This window comes from Brevibacillus thermoruber 423 (genome assembly GCF_000454065.1).
GTDB classification, from domain to species: Bacteria; Bacillota; Bacilli; order Brevibacillales; family Brevibacillaceae; genus Brevibacillus; species Brevibacillus thermoruber.
In genome coordinates this window covers 60624-76989 of the sequence record NZ_KE695649.1, presented here as the reverse complement: position 1 = coordinate 76989, position 16366 = coordinate 60624, and the positions used below count along the sequence as shown (strand labels likewise).

Below are 16366 nucleotides of genomic sequence, written 5' to 3'. Positions count from 1 at the left end.
CTTCCTCCCGTCCGGGATTATGGAAACGGATGCGGATGGGGATTGAGCTGTTCACGTGTCAACGGCTGCCTGGCATATCCCAGTTCCATGGGGACCCGCAGCACCCGTTCCAACCCCTCCAGGCGGGTCAGGTGATACCCGAACGTCATCGGCAGCATCCCCGGAATCAGCACTTTCACGCAGTACAGGCTGTTTCGCCTCATCTCCGGTGTCGTTTGGTCCACCACGATCACGTCGAGGTTCACACGGCGAAAAGCCTGAAGAATGTCTTTCAAATCATCAGTCAGGTCGGCCGACCTCTCCTTCCGCTTGAATGCCTCGTCAAACGTTCGCAGCGGACGGTCCTCATCCAGCAAAAAATCCAGGCGCTTCTCCGCTTGCGGCAAGCCGTACAGCATGGAGTGGTCTTCCATCTCCTGCACCAGGAACGGATCATCCAGCATTCGCTCATACTTCTCCCGGTACGCGTCGAATTTGTCGTCAATCGTCAGCATCATGTCAGCCAACTCGTGAACGGCGCCTTTCACCGCCCGTACCGGGTCCGGATGAGCCCCGGCCGCACAGATGAGATTCACTCCGGTTTCCTTTCTGTTCTTGGCCAACACCCACACGCTTGGAATTCCGTTCTCCATCGTCGCGTTGTAGAAATACAGGTCGTATCCCCCCACCGCCTTCGCACGCTCGATCATCAATCGCAGTTCCGTATCGTCGACGGAACCAGGGTCAAGACGCGGGAGAGGCAGTTGGGCGTACCACGTCATCAGGAACGAATCGCGCTCCACCACTTCCAAAATGCCGTAGAAGATAGCTTCCTCCAAACTTCCGCCCAAGGCGCATCCGTTGGACGTTTCATAGACGAAGCCGTCCCCGTAATCCAGACTGTAATAGGCCAGCAGTTCCGGAACCAGAATCGGACGCTCCTGCATAAAGGAATAGCCCCATACCCAATGGATCGGGCGGTCAGGATCAAACGGTTTGAACGGAAAATCGGGCCGCGCATACTGTTCCTTGGCGTGCACCCCTACCGTGAGAGGGTTGAGTGCCTGATCGGCAAGGTTGCGATAGCTGTCGTGTACGACCGTCCGTTTGCCGCGCGGTTCCAAACCGCAGTACCGCTCCAATCCCTCCAAAATCGCCAACAACTCGCTTTCCGCGAAGGAATGAGTCCGACCCGCCGTCGATTCGTCCCCCGTAAACAGCGGCAGATTGACGCTGACAACGGCAAACGGCGACTCGAAGTTATTCCGTTTCCCATTGACCAATCCCGTCCGGTAATCCAGATAGTCCTTGCCCAGAACGTTCTTCAGCTCATCCATCGGACGGCAGCGGTAACTGTCGGCACTGATCTTCGGACTGGGCGCGAGCGAAATCCGCGCCGCCATCGGCGAATCGTCGGGCAATCGACCGCATACCGGACACAGCGGGTCGGGGAGAAAGAAGTGACGCGAGTTCTCCAGCGTTTTCAGGTTGATCAGGCAGACGCTTTCTTCCAGGTGGGCCTGCCTGCCCTGCAGCACCCTTTCGGCCTCGGCGACGAGCAGGTGAGCTGTCTGCAGCATCCCGGTCCGCGACGCCCACGGGTCACGCGGCATCCCCCCGTTTTCCGCCAGCGTCCGTTTCCATTCCCACATCTCGCTGCGGTCCCTTCTCGCCACGACGCGCCGCAGGTCCGCACACTGGGAGCACCCCGGCGTACCCGGGCGCACCAGCGGTCCGACCACACCCTCGCCACATGCGGCAAAGCCCCGCAGCCAGGGAATGCCGGCCGGTGGAAACAGCGCTTCCGCCTCGTAATGAACGGAAGGCTCCCAGGTATCATGCAAAACCAGAGCCAGGTCCGCCGATTCCGGTATTCCGGTTTTTCCATCGGCATGACGAACGATCCGGTATCGGGAGGACAATTCCCTGCTCACGAAGTCGGCCAACAGCCCTTCTCCAACAACAACCACACCAGCACTCACCGGGACTCCTCCTCTCGCACCAGCACGCCAAACACCCCTGCCAACTCCTCTTGCAAGAACGGCTCCCGCGCCAGATCGCAGACCAGAAGCCGCTTGCGGTTTCGTTGTAACACCTGCAGAGCGGACTGCACAACCTCGACATGATCGTCCGCTTCACACGCGGGGATCGCAAGACTTTGCGGTGCCTTGTCTGCCAGCAGCACGGCTGAAACCTCCACCGCCTGCATCCCGGGACGCGCCGCTTGGTTTTGCGCCTTCAGCAGCGCCTGCTGCAGCGACTGCCGCAGCGCTGAAGTCACTTGGAATCCCACGCTGCCATACCACCGGCCGTTCATACCGGCCCACACCACAGGGAACCCATAGACGTCCTCTCCCAAGCCGATCAGCGGAGCTCCCTGCATCGTGGTCAACGCCTGCAAATAATACCGGCAGCGCTCATCTTCGACCGTCTCCACCCGCACCAAAGAGATGCGCGGCTTCTCATCCGCGTGTCTCTTCCTCAATGCTTCGGTCAAACACTTCTGCAGTCCCCGGCTTACGCCTTCTGCAGCCGTTTCCCCCGCTCCGACGCCGACCCATTCATCCGGTTGGATCATGCTCCTTCCGGCCTCCTGCTCGGCGGGAAGCGTCGACGCGAGCAGATCGACCATTCGCGACACGTACGTTTCGATCCCGGCCAGTCCCGCTTCCCGCCGCGCCTCCTCATGCGTCAACCCTGTACAGACAACCGCCGGCAGCAGCCGAGCCGGTCCTTCCGACAGCGGATCGACAGCCTGAACCACACACTGTGCCAACGGAATCTGCCGGGTGTCCAACGGATCCCACACATGCAAAATGCCGGTTTCCGGTGATGCAAGCCGGCTGAGGTACGGAATCAATCCGTCCGATTCCCGCCTCGTGGAATCCCGTTCGAGCCGCAGATCTGAAACGTGGACCCAGTGCACCGGTTCGTATCCGGTCACCAGCGGATGGGGCAGGAACGAATGCCAGCTTCCTTCCAACGTCTCCAGGTTCAAGAGAAAGAATTGCGGTTCCCGTTGGAATACGCCCGTTGCCGTTTTGAACCATTCGAACACCATGACATTCGCCAGCATGGCTCCCGCGGTGGAGGAGAAGGCGTGCTGCTTCGGGTCTTTGTGCACCGCCGACAGGTGCAGGCGGCGCCACGCCGACTCCCAACATCCCGCACTGTCCGGATGCACCAGCGGACCGGCCATCCCTGTCTCATGGATGCACAGGGCCGGGAGGAACACCTTTTTTTCCTGCCTGCAGACGTCATGCAGAACCCGCAGTTCCTCGACATCCCCCTTCTCTGACACGTACAGGATCGCATCGAACGGCTGCACAAACTCCCGCCAGGAAATGACGCCCCCTTTTTGCAGCGAAATGTCCTCCAGCGATACCTCAGGGTCCTCTTTTCGGGCATGTTCCGCCAGTTCCGCCAACCGCTGCCGGTTCGTGACTGCCTCATCCGTGACCAGTACGTGCAGCCTTGGCAGTCCCGATTCCAACAACGCCGCTACCAGCGAGAGCAGTAACGGGCCGGCGCCCACCGCTGCCACCCTGGACTGACGATACGTCTGAAAGCGGTAGGCACCCGAATCCCCGAAACTGTTCAAAAATTCGATTTGCTCCGCATATCGTTTGCGTATCTCTTCCGGCAGTTGATGCGGCCGATCCCGGCTTACATCCCGGACAAAGCCGTTTTGGTACAGCACCTCTGCAATTTCATACACCCGGTCCCGGTATGGGGCCGGCAATCCGTCCGTCAACTCCTCCAGCGTGTGCTCGCCGTTTAACACCGGCATCAGTTTTTCAATCCACTGCAGGATCGTCCTGCCTTCCATGTGAAACGAGCCGATGTTGTTCCGAAAATACACACCGCCGGATGGATCGGGGAGAAAAAACGTGTCTCCCTTCACTTTCAGACGCATCGATGGCTTCAAACTTGTCATACCATGCTTCCTCCCGTCAGCTGTTCTGAAATCCGCAACCATCCCTCAACACACTCCGTGTTAATCATATGTACCGCTATTTGTCCCTCTTGCCTACTTTGTTGAGAAGTCCCCTCCACGCCGACAACTTCCGTGCCACGAGACAAACAGACCGGTCACATGCAGCCGAAAAAAAGCCGAAACCCTTGCAATTGAAGGGTTTCGGCTCTCCTGTCAAACGATCACAAACCTCTGTCTTCACCAGGTTAAAAGCATCGTCCGCACCGGGGGCCAAAGCAATTGTGGCAGCGTGGGAAAAAGCAATTGTGGCAGCGCGGGAAAAAGCAGTTGTGGCAGCGCGGGAAAAAGCAATTTCGGCAGCGTTGAAAACAATTTCTACAGTTTCTGCAGCGTCCCCCACATTGCCCGCAATTGAATTGGGCGTAATCGTAGTCCGGATTCTCATAGGGAACCATCTCGCTCGCATGAAACTCATCCGCTTCTACCTTTTTGATTTCTTTTTTAAAATCGTCCAATTTGATACCCTCCATTCATGAATTGATCTGGATGTTTCATCACCGAAAACGTGTCCGTCAGCGCACCGGACGCTATGCGGCCGCTGCGGACGTGCAGCGCTCGCGCTCCCTGCCGCAACCGTCAGGAACTGACGTAATCAAAGCTGTCCTCGTAGGAGTCGTACACGTCGTAGTAGCCTCCGTACGGGTCAACATAATCAACGTAGTCCAAATAATAGTCATAGAATGGCTCCTGGTAGACAACCGGCACGTAGGACAGATAGGGCGGATACGGGACATGATATGGGTGGGGCCATTGATACCATTGCGGAGAAAACGCGGCTGTGCCGTAAGACTTATGGCCATGGTGGCTTTCAACGGGTGTGCTGCTCAATGAAACCTTTCCCCTTTCACCATCATTCTGTTTTTCGCTACAGTGCACATTATTCCGGTTCCCCGAATTGGTTGCTTGCCCATACCAAAATGGGCGGTTCCCTATTGGAAGAGGAAACCGCCTTGTCCATAAGCAAAAAAGCCACTCCAACACAAAGGAGTGGCTTTGAATGGCAATCAATTGTGCAGGAACACCGAACGGCGCACCCGCTGCGCACTACTCGTAACGCAGTGCGTCAATCGGTTTCAGCCGTGCGGCTTTTCGGGCCGGGTACACCCCGAATATCACGCCGACAAGCACGGAGGAAAGGAACGCGTACAGCATCGGAGACACACTGACCGACGTCGCTATGCCGGCGAATTGGCGCAGGGCGAAAGCCGCCCCGATCCCCAGGAGAATGCCGATGATTCCCCCCAGCAAGCTGATGGTCACGGATTCGATCAAAAACTGCCGTTGAATGTCCCAACGGGTTGCCCCGAGCGCTTTGCGGATGCCGATCTCACGCGTTCGTTCCGTCACCGAAACCAGCATGATGTTCATGATCCCGATGCCCCCGACCACCAGCGAAATCGCCGCAATGCCGGACAACAGGGCGGTCATCACACCGGTAACCCCTTGGGCCGTACTGAGGATTTCCGATTGGGACCGGATTTGAAAGTCGTTTTCCTTGTTCGGCCGCAGGTTGTGCTGGGCCCTCAGCGTCAACTGAACGTCAAACTGCGCCTGGGGCAACGCCTCCGCGGAGACGGCCGACACGTAAATGCTGCCCACGTGCCTGCCTCCGGTCAGCCGGTTCATCGCTGTCGTAATCGGGACAATCACTTTGTCGTCATTGTTGGTCATTCCCGTGCTGCCCTGACTTTTCAAGATGCCGATGATTTGAAACGGAATCCGGTTGATCTGGATGGTTTGCCCGATGGGGCTGGCATTGCTGTCACCGAACAAATTGGCGATCACGTCCGGGCCCACAACCGCCACGTTTGATTGTCTCTGCACTTCCAGCCGGTTAAAGAACCGGCCCTGCTGCACCTGAACGTTCCGCACCTGGGGATACGATTCATTGGTGCCTTCGATCGAGGTCGCGTAGTTTTTGTTCCGCCAGACTACCTGAGCCCGCCCCGTCACACTGGGCGCAACCGCCGCGATGGAGCTGTTTTGGGCGAGCGCTTCACTATCCGCCAGCGTCAAGGTGTTTAACGAACCGGCGCCCAGATTGATTTGCCCCTGGGCAGTCTGGCCGGGTGTCACAATGAGCAGGTTGCTCCCCAAGGCGTTGATTTGCGACGCCACGTTGGCGGAAGCGCCCTCCCCGATGGCCACCATCGCAATGACGGCGGCCACCCCGATCACGATGCCGAGCATGGTCAGAAACGAGCGCAATCGGTTTGTTTTGATACTGCGTAAAGAGACGCGCAGGCTTTCCGCGAAATTCATACCTTCACATCCTCAAGGTTGGCCCGTCTTCGATGGTCAACCGCTTCATTTGAGATGATCTGCCCGTCACGAAAGCGAATGATTCGCTTGGCATGTTCCGCAATGTCGGGTTCGTGCGTAACCAGCACGATGGTCTTGCCTTCCTCGTGCAGCTGCTGAAAGATGCTCATGATCTCGATGCTCTTTTTCGTGTCCAGCGCGCCTGTCGGTTCATCGGCCAGGAGTATCACGGGATTGTTGACCAACGCCCGGGCGATCGACACCCGCTGCTGCTGCCCGCCTGACAGTTCATTCGGCTTGTTGTACAGCCGATTGCCCAACCCCACGCTTTCCAGCGCCTGCACGGCTCGTTCGCGCCGTTCCTTCGCGGGAACGCCCGCATACAGCAGAGGCAGCTCCACATTTTCGACCGCGCTGGTTCGGGGGAGCAAATGAAACTGTTGAAACACAAAGCCGATCTTCTGATTCCGAATGATGGCCAGCTCGTCGTCATCCGCTTGCGACACGGGGTAACCATCCAGGTACAGCTCGCCCGAAGTCGGTTTGTCCAGACAGCCGATCAGATTCATCATCGTCGATTTGCCGGAACCGGAGGGACCCATGATCGCCGCAAAGTCCCCCTCCTGGATCACCAGGTTTACCCCGCGAAGCGCTTGAATCTCCTGATCGCCGATAACGTAGGTCTTCGTTACCTCTTCCATTTGAATGACCGGTTTCATCTTATCGATTCCCTCTCATGCCGCCGCCGAATCCTCCGCCGGGGCCTCCCATCCCGCCAAAGCCCGGGAATCCCCCCATGCCGTTTGGCCTGCTGCTGGAGCCGGAGGAGGCGGTGTTCTCAAAGGTCAGAACCACTTGATCCCCTTCCTGCAGACCGGACGTGATTTCCACCCGATCGGAGCTAAAGTAACCGATGGTGACCGGCTGGAAGCGGAAACGGGGAGCGGACCTGCCCGATTCTGCGCTTCCCGTTCGGGTCGCGCCGGCCTCTCCCTTCGCCGATGCGAGGTACACGCCATCTTTCCCGTTCTGGGTTTTCAAGGCCGCCGCCGGGACGTACAGCACATTTTCGTGCGTGCCCACTTCGATGCGCGCGTTCACGGTCATGCCGGTTTTCAGCAGGCCGTCCTTGTTGTCGACGGACAGGAGAACCTGATAGGTGGTGACCCCTGAGTCGGTCGTCGCTTCCGGATAAACCAGCTTCACCTTTCCGGCAAAGGTTTGATCGGCGTAAGAAGTGGTGGTGAAGGTGGCCGGCAGCCCCGCCTTCACTTTGCCGATATCGCTTTCGCTGATTTGCGCCAGGACCTCCAGATTGCCGGAGTCCGAATTATCCATGACGATAAACGGATTGGACGGACTTTCCCCCACATTTCCGTTTATCTGCACAATCACCCCGTCCATGGGCGCTTTCAGGGTTACGTCCTGCAGGGCTTTTACCTGCTGCTGCAACTGCGCCTCCGCCTGTGCCACCGCGGCTTGTGCGGACTGCACGGCCGAGGGGTCCGGCCCCGCTTTGGCTTCCTGCAGGTCGGCTACCGCCGTTTCGTACGAGGCCCGCGCCTGTTCCAGGTCGCTCCTGGATTTCGCTTGTGTCTGGCTGCGGGCCAGCACGGCGCTGTTGTACTCGAGCTGCGCCTGGTCCAAACTGCTCTTGGCTTGATCGAATTCGCTCTTCGAAATGATCCCCTGATTGTACAGGGCGCTTTGCGTGTTGTAGGTCTTTTGCGCATTTTGCAGGTTGGCTTTGGCCTTTTCCACGTCGTAATCGGCCTTTTTTGTGTCGAAACCGCTTTGGGCCGCGTCCAATGCGGCCTTCGCCTGGTTTACCTTCGCCTGCAGCGCGTTGATTTCCGCCGCGGTCCTGGGCTTTGTCAATTCGGCCAAATGGGCCTTTGCGGACAGGAGGTTGGCTTCCGCATTCTTCACCTGTACGCGGGCTTCGGAATCGTCCAGCTCGGCCAGCACTTGTCCGGCCTTGACACGGTCGCCAACTTTCACGTGGATCGATTTGATGACCGCGCTGCTGCTCGCAGCGGATAGCGAAACGCGCTTGGAGGCCTGCACGGTTCCCGATGCGGAGACCGTTTCCGTTACGTTCCCCCGCTTGACGGTTTCCACTCGCATCACGGAGGCGGCGCTTTGCGGAGACGTCCATTTCTGGTAGGCAAAGATTCCCGCCCCGCCCAACAGGACAGCGATCAAGCCGATCAGCACGATGTGTCTTTTGTTTTTTCTGGGCAAGAACAGCGCCAGATTTCTCTTGGCATACTCACTCACGCGGCATTCCCCCTACACGTATCTGACAAGTCCTACCCGCTCATTATAGGCAGCAACGGTGAAAAAACGGTGAAAAGGGAGACGCCGTCCTGATCCGAAGCGGCCGGAAGCATTTTTCACCCATTTTTCATTGAAACCGTGTAGCATGGAGAGAATAATGAAAACAGACACCATTTCATGTTTTGGGCAAGGAGTGTCTCCTTTGAATATTTTGCTGGCCGAAGACGACATTCGACTGGGTGAACTGATCGTGTACATGCTGAAGAAAAAAGGAGGCTATCAGGTTGAATGGGTGACACAGGGAGACGATGCCTTCGACTATGCCCTGCACGCCCACTTTGACATCCTGATTCTGGACTGGATGCTGCCCGGGGAAGAAGGGGTGCGTGTAGCCAGCCGGCTGCGCCAGCAGGGATACGCCGGCGCCATCCTGATGCTGACGGCAAAAGACGCGCTCCAGGATCGCATCGAGGGGCTGGACTCCGGAGCCGACGACTACCTGGTAAAACCGTTTGAAATCGAGGAACTGCTCGCCCGCTTGCGCGCATTGGCACGCCGCAATTTTGCCCCGATTCAGGAGCAGATCGTGCACATCCACACGATCACCGTCAATCTGACCAACCGCACGGTCCATGATGGCGAAAAGGAAATTCACTTGACGCCGCGGGAATATCAGCTGCTGGAACTGCTGATCCGCAACAAGGGACAGGTATTGTCACGAGAGGTGATCTTCGAGCGCATCTGGGGATTGAATTCCGACGTGTCCATGAAAACGATTGACGCCACCGTCAAATTGCTGCGGAAGAAGCTCAACGGCGACGGCGAGACGGAGATTATCCAATCCATTCGCGGGGTGGGATACAAACTTGATGATTGACTGGTTCTCGCGTCGTCGTTTTTGGAAAAAGGATCTGTTTGTGCATACGCAAAACCGGCTGACCGTCCAATACAGCATTTTGCTCATGGTCTTCCTCACCCTGTTTATCGGCATCGTTTACGTTCTCGTCGACATCGGCATTTCGTATGAACAAAAGAGACAACTGCGGATGATCACCGAACAGGAAGTCAAGCTGATGGAAGAGGCGCTGCGAGACGGCGTCCTGAGTCAGGAAGAGTACGACAACCTCAACCGGATTCGGGAAAGCCGGAATCAATTCTTTTACTATGTGGTGGACGCAAACGGACAGCTCCTGTTTGGCGACGAATTCATCCCCCGGGCCAAGCCGCAGATCCTGGAGCTTGTCCGGGGATGGATTCCCGCCGCCAACGAAGTCCGGTACGGGACCGTGACCGTTCCGCCTCCAACCCGGCGCGGAAAGCCGCTGCCGCCGATGGACGGGCGGCTCGAGCTCATGATGACGGGCCGCCCCGTTTTTCAGGGCGTGCAGATGAAGGGGATCTTCTACACGGGAATCGATATCTCGTTTACCAACCATCTCCTCAAACGGCTGCTCACCATATTGACGGCCTTGGGCATTTTGTTTCTGGGGATCGCGCTTTTGCTCAGCTATTTCATGTCCAAGCGAGCCATGATCCCGATTCGTCGGTCCTTTCAGCGTCAGCGAGAGTTTGTCGCCGACGCTTCGCACGAGCTGAGGACCCCGCTCAGCATTTTGCAGTCTTCTCTGGATGTGTTCGAAATGGAAGAAGGCGAGCAGCTTTCCGCTTTTGGGCGAAACGTCCTGTTCAACATGAAAGATGAGGTCAGACGGATGACCAAACTGGTGAGTGATTTGCTGACGCTGGCGCGTTCCGATTCCGGCCACCCCGATCTGCAATGCGAATACGCCGACGTGATCCCTTCCGTCGAACAGATGATGCGGTCCACGCAAACCGTGGCCGCCTCGAAGAAGATCGCCCTGAAGCTGGATGCGCCGCCGGCGGTGATGGTGTACGGCGATCATGAACGGATCAAACAACTGCTGTATATCCTGCTGGATAACGCCATCAAGTACACGCCCGGCGGCGGGGAAATCCAGGTCACCCTCTCCGTTGACGAAACGGAGAATCCCCCCGTCTTGTGCCTCTCCGTCCGTGACACCGGCATCGGCATCCCGCCTGAGGAGCAGAACCGCATCTTTGATCGGTTTTACCGGGTCGACAAAAACCGGTCGAAACAAATGGGAGGAACAGGCCTGGGGCTGGCCATCGCCAAATGGATTGTGGAAGCCCATCACGGCACGATCACCGTGGCGAGCAGCCCCGGAAACGGAAGCACCTTCACCGCCAAAATCCCGCTGCATACCCCCAAAGCGTAACGGCTGCGTTGCGCTTTTTCTTTTCATACGGCATCACAGCCGGCGGAAAAACGATTCACGCCTCAAACAGCGGCCCCGACGACGAAAAAAGTTCACGCCCTTGTTCCCCCGGAAACAAGAGCGTGAGCGTGGGCATGTTATTGACGCTGCGCCGGAGCGTCTTGCGATGCCATTACCCCGACAACCGGTTGACAATCACCACATCCAGATTTTCCTGCAGGTCAACCTTGTACGGGAAGGGGACGACCGAACCGTCCGCTTCCTGAATAACGGTGACCACGGGCCTGTGGGCCAACCCCGAATGCACGGAAGAGACGACGCCGATCTGGCCATTGCTCAGCATGACCTTGCTTGCTACCGGATAAATCGAGATATGGGTGAGGAATAGTTTGACCAGTTCCAGGTCAAAGAAATAGTTCCCCGCGGCAGCCAAATATTCGCTCGCTTCGGCGGGCGTGTACGGCTTCCGATGGTACCGCGGCGAGATCATCGCATGGTAGACGTCGGCAATGGCCACAATCTGGGCGTATTCGTGAATCTCCCCTTTTTTCAGTTTGTGGGGATACCCGCTGCCGTTGTATCGTTCGTGGTGCTGGAGCGCGCACAGCGCCGAACGCTTGGGAACATCCTCCCGCTTCACCAGCTTGTTGTACCCCGCCGCTGTATGGTACTCCAGCACTTTCTTTTCCTCCGGCGTGAGCGGACGGTTCCTTTTGATCAGTTCGGCGGGAACGTCCAGCATCCCGCAATCAAACAGGAACGCTCCAAAAACGAGTTCATACAGTTTGTGGCGATCATATTGCTTTACCGTCCCCAGCATCCCTGAGAGCACCGCCACATTGATGGAATGGTCAAACAAGAATGGGTCCTTTACGTACACGTCTGCCAACTGCCCGAGCAAAAATTCATGTCGGACCAGCTCCTCCAGGATGCTTTCGAATACGTGCACAAAACGCGCTTCGATCACGGGAACGGACATCCGTCCTCTGACTTTGTCGGAATTCGCCAAATGGCTCAAGGTATGATACACCTTTTGAACCGGTTCCGAACGGTCGTGAACCTGCACCGCCGGGCGTGGACGTTGGGGCTTTTCTTCCTGCTCGTCGATGACGACCACCGTTTTGATCCCCATCTTCCTGATCTTTTTGATGTACCCCTCTGTCAACTCCGTTCCTGCCTCAAGCAGTTTCACCCCATTCGGCAGCGTGACGGGTTGAGCAAGAACACTGCCGATCATCAGTTGCGAAACCGGAATTTCCTTCAATGGCCGCATCATCCATCCCCCCTTGCTCCTAACGCAACCGCGAAATTCGACAAAAAATCACAAATACCAACAGTACATGTTAAAATTTGTCGTACAATGTAGATAGTCTGAAGGAGGAAATTTCCATGTCTGTCAATTCGCTTTCGTTCTCGGCAAGAAACCGGTCGGCCAGAAGGGCGCACGGTTATTCGGACAACCAGCTCATTCAGTTGTTTTTGTCGGTCAATGACCGTTCCAAACACACCATCAAGAATTACGCCTTGTCCTTGAGGCGTTTCCAGGCCTTCATTGCCCCGAAACAGTTGGGGGAAGCGACATGGAGGGACATCGAGGAATTTAAGCAGCACCTCATGGTGGGAACCTTTTCAAAAAACGGGCGGCCTCTTTCTCCTGCAACCGTCGCCACCCAGTTGTCCTCCATTCGTTCGTTCTACAAATGGGCAAGCGACCCGAACATTCGCTTTATGAGCCATAATCCTTCCACATGCATCCGCATTCCCCGCGTCAAGGTAACCAGCATGAATCATTACCTGACAAAGACAGACCTCTCGAAACTGCTGGCGGCACTGAGAGAGCAGGGCATACGGGATTACCTGATCGGCCTCATGCTGGTTCTTCTGGGGCTGCGGGTGTCAGAGCTGACCGCTGTCAAATGGGAGGATTTTTATACGGATCCGTCGGAGTCGTCGGTCTGGCTGACGATCCCCAACGGGAAAGGGGGAAAATCGCGGGAGGTCAAGGTTCCGGCTTTGTTGTGGCGCATGATCTGCGCCAACCGAAACAGCCTGTCCACGGGCAGCAGACTGTTTCCCATCACAAGCCGTCAAGTGGAGCGGATTATCGAAAAGGCACGCGTAAAATGCCGGCTGCACAAACGCGTTACGCCCCATTGGCTCCGGCATACCAATGCGACGCTTGCTTTGCTGAACGGGGCCACCCTCCAACAGGTGCAGGAAAACCTGGGCCACTCCCAGCTCAACACAACGCAGCGGTATTTGCATACGATCAAGCTGTTGGAGAAGGCCGCCCCGGATTTTGTCGAAAAAGGGATTGCCGATATTATTCAAGGCACGGATTGCGAACAATGGGGATGTTAGGGGAAACTGTGTTTGACATATAGCCAAATGTCATGGGTCTATGGTACTATAAAAGTGTCGTATAATCTACATTGTACGACATCGCCTAGTATGTCCTTATTGTATTGGAAAATAGACCGGAGTGCCTTTCCAGGTCAGTCCATCCATCCTTTTCCTCCCCCCGGTCCCATGCGGGGGGCGCATCGGTACATGCACGAGTCCCATGTTTCCCGCCTTTTTTCGACAAACACCATGCTTCATTCGCCTCCTGCTCCCTGCCCTCTTCCTTTCTCCCTCGTGCGTTATCTCGTGCGTCATGCCGACGATGTTGTTTAATCCATTCCCCTCTTCTCGGTTGATTCCAATAAAAAAACCCTGCTTGCAAAGCAAGGCGCTGTTTCTGTTGGTGCGAATCCCGCCGGTATCCGCGTGCAAACGCAAACGACAAGGGTCCATCACCTTGCTGTAAAGCTTGTGTGATGTTCACCAACCTGCAGAATATTTCGCATATAAAAAACCAGAGTCGAAAGCACAATCCCCATGCCCAAATTGCACAAGATACTTACCCAGGCGATCATCCGCAGTGTTTGGCTTCCCCATAAATACCGTACTCTTTTGCATCTTGAATCAAAGACTGTAGTTGCACTTGCTGCTTGTTTTCCTGAATGTTGATAAAGAGTACACAAAAAGCCATGACTAAAAAAGCAAAGGCATTCAAAGCAAGTGTCATATACGTGCCGTACGCACCTAATAGGAAAGCTGCCAATAAAGGGCCTGCCAACGTTGAGATGTTTTCAATCATCTGTATGTGACTGTTTGCCCGTGTCAGATGATCAAAGGGGACCATGGTTGGAACGATCGCCATCAAAGATACTTCCACCATAAAAGAAAGGACGGACATAGAGAAACTAAGCAGATAGATATAGCCAACTTCAAGAAGACCTACCCCAAATAATACGGGAACACTGAGAAGAACGATACATCGCAAAACATCCGAAACAATCATGATTTTTTTGCGGCTCATTTTATCGATCAGAACTCCGCCAAAAGGCATAAGGAGTATGAATGGCAACATCTCCACTGCAAATACACTCCCTAGAATCAGGGAAGATCCCGTTAAATCATACGCCAACCAGGGAAGCGAAAGCATGTATATGCTCGTTCCTAATTTGGATAATAATAACCCGAACAACAGCAATGAAAACTGGGGTTTCCAATGGCTCTCAGCCTTAACGGTCTCTGCCGGACTTACCACTACTATCCCTCCTGCGGAAACTGTTCACGAGTATTTTAAATACAAAAAAACAGCCATCCTTTAAGAAACTAAGATGACTGTTTACTAAGTCTTGATTTATGCATTTGTATGCTGGAGGCGGGGGATTATCGATATCTTCGATTACATGGCTCAGTCGCTTCGCTCCTTCGCTGTTATGGACGATATCGATGCGTTCACTCGCTTCGCTCCTTCGCGGACGAACCTCCCGTCCGATCGGACTTGTGAGGTCTAATCCGGCTCGCCACGGACATAAAATAAAAAGCCGCCCTTTAGGCGGCATTTTCTTTTATGTATGGTGGAGGCGGGGGGATTCGAACCCCCGTCCGATGTCACCGCCGGGATATAATTGACCCAGGTTCGCCGGAATGAAAATGACCCACCCTTAGCGAATATATCCCCTTCGAAAATAGTCCGCCAAGACAACTTCGGAGGGAGACACATGCTAAGGAGTGGGATAGTGATATCGTTACATACCATGAGGGCAGAAGGCAAGAGTATTCGTGAAATTGCCCGTCTAACGGGGAATTCTCGAAATACAGTTCGCCGATATCTCCGGGGTGAATTTATCCCCGAAAAGGGAACCCGTAGATCTCGTGGTTCCAAGCTTGATCCATTCAAACCGTTCCTGCAGGAACGGCTCCAAGAGGGTATCTATAACTGTGAGGTTTTATTCGAGCTTCTACAAGAAAAGGGATACACCGGAGGGCGCACCATCCTGAAAGACTATGTGAAGGACTTCCGTCCTCCCAAACAAGTTCCCGCTGTTCTTCGTTACGAGACGAAACCTGGTGAATACGCCCAGGTTGATTGGGGACTGTGTGATTATGTAGATCTGGACGGTACGGTCCGAAAAGTGCCGGTATTTGTCATGGTATTGGGGTACTCTCGTGCCACCTATATTGAATTTACCAAGCGTTGTGACATCTACAGCTTTCTGCGCTGTTTGATTCATGCATTTGAATACTTTGGGGGTATCCCTAAAGTGATGCTGACCGATCAGATGAAAACAGTCGTACTTGGTATGGGAGACGATCGAAAACCCCGCTGGCATCCGCTTTTTGCCGACTTTGCTGCGGCGATTGGGCTTGTTCCAAAAGTATGTAAAGTCCGCCGCCCTGAAACAAAGGGAAAAGTGGAACGAGGCGTTCATTACGTAAAAAACAACTTTCTTCCTGGCAAGCGCTTCGTTGATTTACAGGATCTCAATCAACAAGCCCTTCACTGGTGCGAACGAATTAACCGCCGTATTCATGGAACAACCGGTGAACGTCCCACCGACAGACTCCGTGAGGAAAATCTGTCGCCCATCCCTTCCGTTGATCGGTGGGAAAAATATCTGCATGAACCCAGACAGGTCAGCCGAGACGGATTTGTTAGCTACGATGGTGTGCGATATGGGGTTCCATGGAGGTACAGTGGACGTGAGGTAACCGTGCGAGAAGTGAATGGGTGGGTGGAAATCTGGGCCGACGGCACATGTATTTCCCGACACCAAAAGGTCTATCGATCCCGTGCAACTGTTTTTTGCGAAAACCAGTATGCAGGTCTTACGATCGCTCAAGGATATGCTTATCCACGTCCGCAAGCCCGACAGATTTCATCGCAGCAAGTGGAAGTGCGTTCGCTGGATGTCTATGAGCAGCTGACAGGGGTGGGAACATGATCGAACTGGAACAGGCACGGCTACGTCTCGAGGAACTTGGACTTCAGCAAGCGGCTCTACTCTTAGATGCCCATTTGGAAGCGGCAAGCCATGGACAGCCCACCTATCTGTCCTTTCTCAACATGCTTCTAGATGCAGAGATAGCGGAACGTCAGAAACGGAATATGGAGGTACGCACCAAACTCGCACACTTGCCTTACCGAAAAACACTGGAGGAGTTCGATTTTACTTTCCAACCCAACATTGACGAACGGATGATTCGAGAGTTGGCCACGATGACTTTCGTAACCCGACACGAGAATGTCTTGTTC

General features: G+C 55.2%; 13 protein-coding genes. 6 read left to right on the top strand and 7 right to left on the bottom strand.

The genetic code is table 11. The annotated features are described in order from the left end of the window. Positions 1 to 17 precede the first annotated feature (17 nt). Positions 18 to 1961, bottom strand: coding sequence for a TOMM precursor leader peptide-binding protein (locus tag M516_RS0105315; RefSeq protein ID WP_029098196.1), 1944 nt, complete (start codon positions 1959 to 1961; stop codon positions 18 to 20). Continuing rightward, on the bottom strand, positions 1958 to 3916 hold the full coding sequence (locus M516_RS0105310) for a putative thiazole-containing bacteriocin maturation protein (RefSeq protein WP_029098195.1): 1959 nt from the start codon (positions 3914 to 3916) through the stop codon (positions 1958 to 1960). The genes M516_RS0105315 and M516_RS0105310 overlap by 4 nt, the downstream gene beginning before the upstream one ends. Positions 3917 to 4197: 281 nt before the next feature. Here M516_RS0105310 and M516_RS25445 point away from each other — a divergent pair, with 281 nt between their 5' ends. Then, entirely contained in the window at positions 4198 to 4452 is a 255-nt protein-coding gene (locus tag M516_RS25445; protein WP_152642820.1) for a hypothetical protein, read from the top strand. A 568-nt stretch (positions 4453 to 5020) separates the two neighbouring features. Here the strand turns inward: M516_RS25445 and M516_RS0105295 are convergent. From M516_RS0105295 to M516_RS0105285, 3 genes are read right to left on the bottom strand one after another with little or no spacing between them, the layout of a single operon-like run. Further along, on the bottom strand, positions 5021 to 6238 hold the full coding sequence (locus tag M516_RS0105295) for an ABC transporter permease (RefSeq protein WP_029098193.1): 1218 nt from the start codon (positions 6236 to 6238) through the stop codon (positions 5021 to 5023). Next, positions 6235 to 6957, bottom strand: a complete 723-nt coding sequence (locus tag M516_RS0105290; RefSeq protein ID WP_029098192.1) for an ABC transporter ATP-binding protein — start codon at positions 6955 to 6957, stop codon at positions 6235 to 6237. The genes M516_RS0105295 and M516_RS0105290 overlap by 4 nt, the downstream gene beginning before the upstream one ends. 1 nt (position 6958) lies before the next feature. After that, complete coding sequence (locus M516_RS0105285; RefSeq protein WP_051188105.1) at positions 6959 to 8518, bottom strand: efflux RND transporter periplasmic adaptor subunit; 1560 nt, start codon at positions 8516 to 8518, stop codon at positions 6959 to 6961. A gap of 202 nt (positions 8519 to 8720) precedes the next feature. Here M516_RS0105285 and M516_RS0105280 point away from each other — a divergent pair, with 202 nt between their 5' ends. After that, positions 8721 to 9395 (top strand): response regulator transcription factor, encoded by a 675-nt coding sequence (locus M516_RS0105280; RefSeq protein ID WP_029098190.1) that lies wholly within the window; start codon positions 8721 to 8723, stop codon positions 9393 to 9395. After that, entirely contained in the window at positions 9388 to 10776 is a 1389-nt protein-coding gene (locus M516_RS0105275; RefSeq protein ID WP_029098189.1) for a sensor histidine kinase, read from the top strand. The genes M516_RS0105280 and M516_RS0105275 overlap by 8 nt, the downstream gene beginning before the upstream one ends. A gap of 172 nt (positions 10777 to 10948) precedes the next feature. On the opposite strand, the gene M516_RS0105270 is transcribed toward M516_RS0105275, so the two are convergent. Next, positions 10949 to 12052, bottom strand: a complete 1104-nt coding sequence (locus M516_RS0105270) for an HD-GYP domain-containing protein (protein WP_081656453.1) — start codon at positions 12050 to 12052, stop codon at positions 10949 to 10951. 113 nt (positions 12053 to 12165) lie between these two features. Between M516_RS0105270 and M516_RS22755 the strand changes: the two genes are divergently transcribed. Then, positions 12166 to 13137 carry a tyrosine-type recombinase/integrase gene (locus M516_RS22755; protein ID WP_051188103.1) on the top strand — a complete coding sequence of 324 codons (972 nt, stop codon included), beginning with the start codon at positions 12166 to 12168 and terminating at the stop codon, positions 13135 to 13137. A 553-nt stretch (positions 13138 to 13690) separates the two neighbouring features. Here the strand turns inward: M516_RS22755 and M516_RS0105255 are convergent. Next, entirely contained in the window at positions 13691 to 14371 is a 681-nt protein-coding gene (locus M516_RS0105255) for an MFS transporter (RefSeq protein WP_029098187.1), read from the bottom strand. A 460-nt stretch (positions 14372 to 14831) separates the two neighbouring features. On the opposite strand from M516_RS0105255, the gene istA reads away from it, so the two are divergent. Both istA and M516_RS25885 read left to right on the top strand, forming a co-directional pair. Continuing rightward, the gene (istA, locus tag M516_RS24600) at positions 14832 to 16055 is read left to right on the top strand and encodes an IS21 family transposase (RefSeq protein WP_081656422.1); all 1224 of its coding nucleotides are present in this window, start codon (positions 14832 to 14834) and stop codon (positions 16053 to 16055) included. After that, positions 16052 to 16366, top strand: a 315-nt coding sequence (locus M516_RS25885) for an ATP-binding protein (RefSeq protein WP_238550916.1), incomplete at its 3' end; no start/stop codon positions are given. The genes istA and M516_RS25885, both read left to right, overlap by 4 nt.

Excerpts from the sequence above, each read along its gene's own strand:
- M516_RS0105310 (WP_029098195.1), bottom strand. The coding sequence starts at position 3,916 with ATGACAAGTTTGAAGCCATCGATGCGTCTGAAAGTGAAGGGAGACACG.
- M516_RS0105295 (WP_029098193.1), bottom strand. The coding sequence starts at position 6,238 with ATGAATTTCGCGGAAAGCCTGCGCGTCTCTTTACGCAGTATCAAAACA.
- M516_RS0105290 (WP_029098192.1), bottom strand. The coding sequence starts at position 6,957 with ATGAAACCGGTCATTCAAATGGAAGAGGTAACGAAGACCTACGTTATC.
- M516_RS0105275 (WP_029098189.1), top strand. The coding sequence starts at position 9,388 with ATGATTGACTGGTTCTCGCGTCGTCGTTTTTGGAAAAAGGATCTGTTT.
- M516_RS0105270 (WP_081656453.1), bottom strand. The coding sequence starts at position 12,052 with ATGATGCGGCCATTGAAGGAAATTCCGGTTTCGCAACTGATGATCGGC.
- M516_RS22755 (WP_051188103.1), top strand. The coding sequence starts at position 12,166 with ATGTCTGTCAATTCGCTTTCGTTCTCGGCAAGAAACCGGTCGGCCAGA.
- istA (WP_081656422.1), top strand. The coding sequence starts at position 14,832 with ATGCTAAGGAGTGGGATAGTGATATCGTTACATACCATGAGGGCAGAA.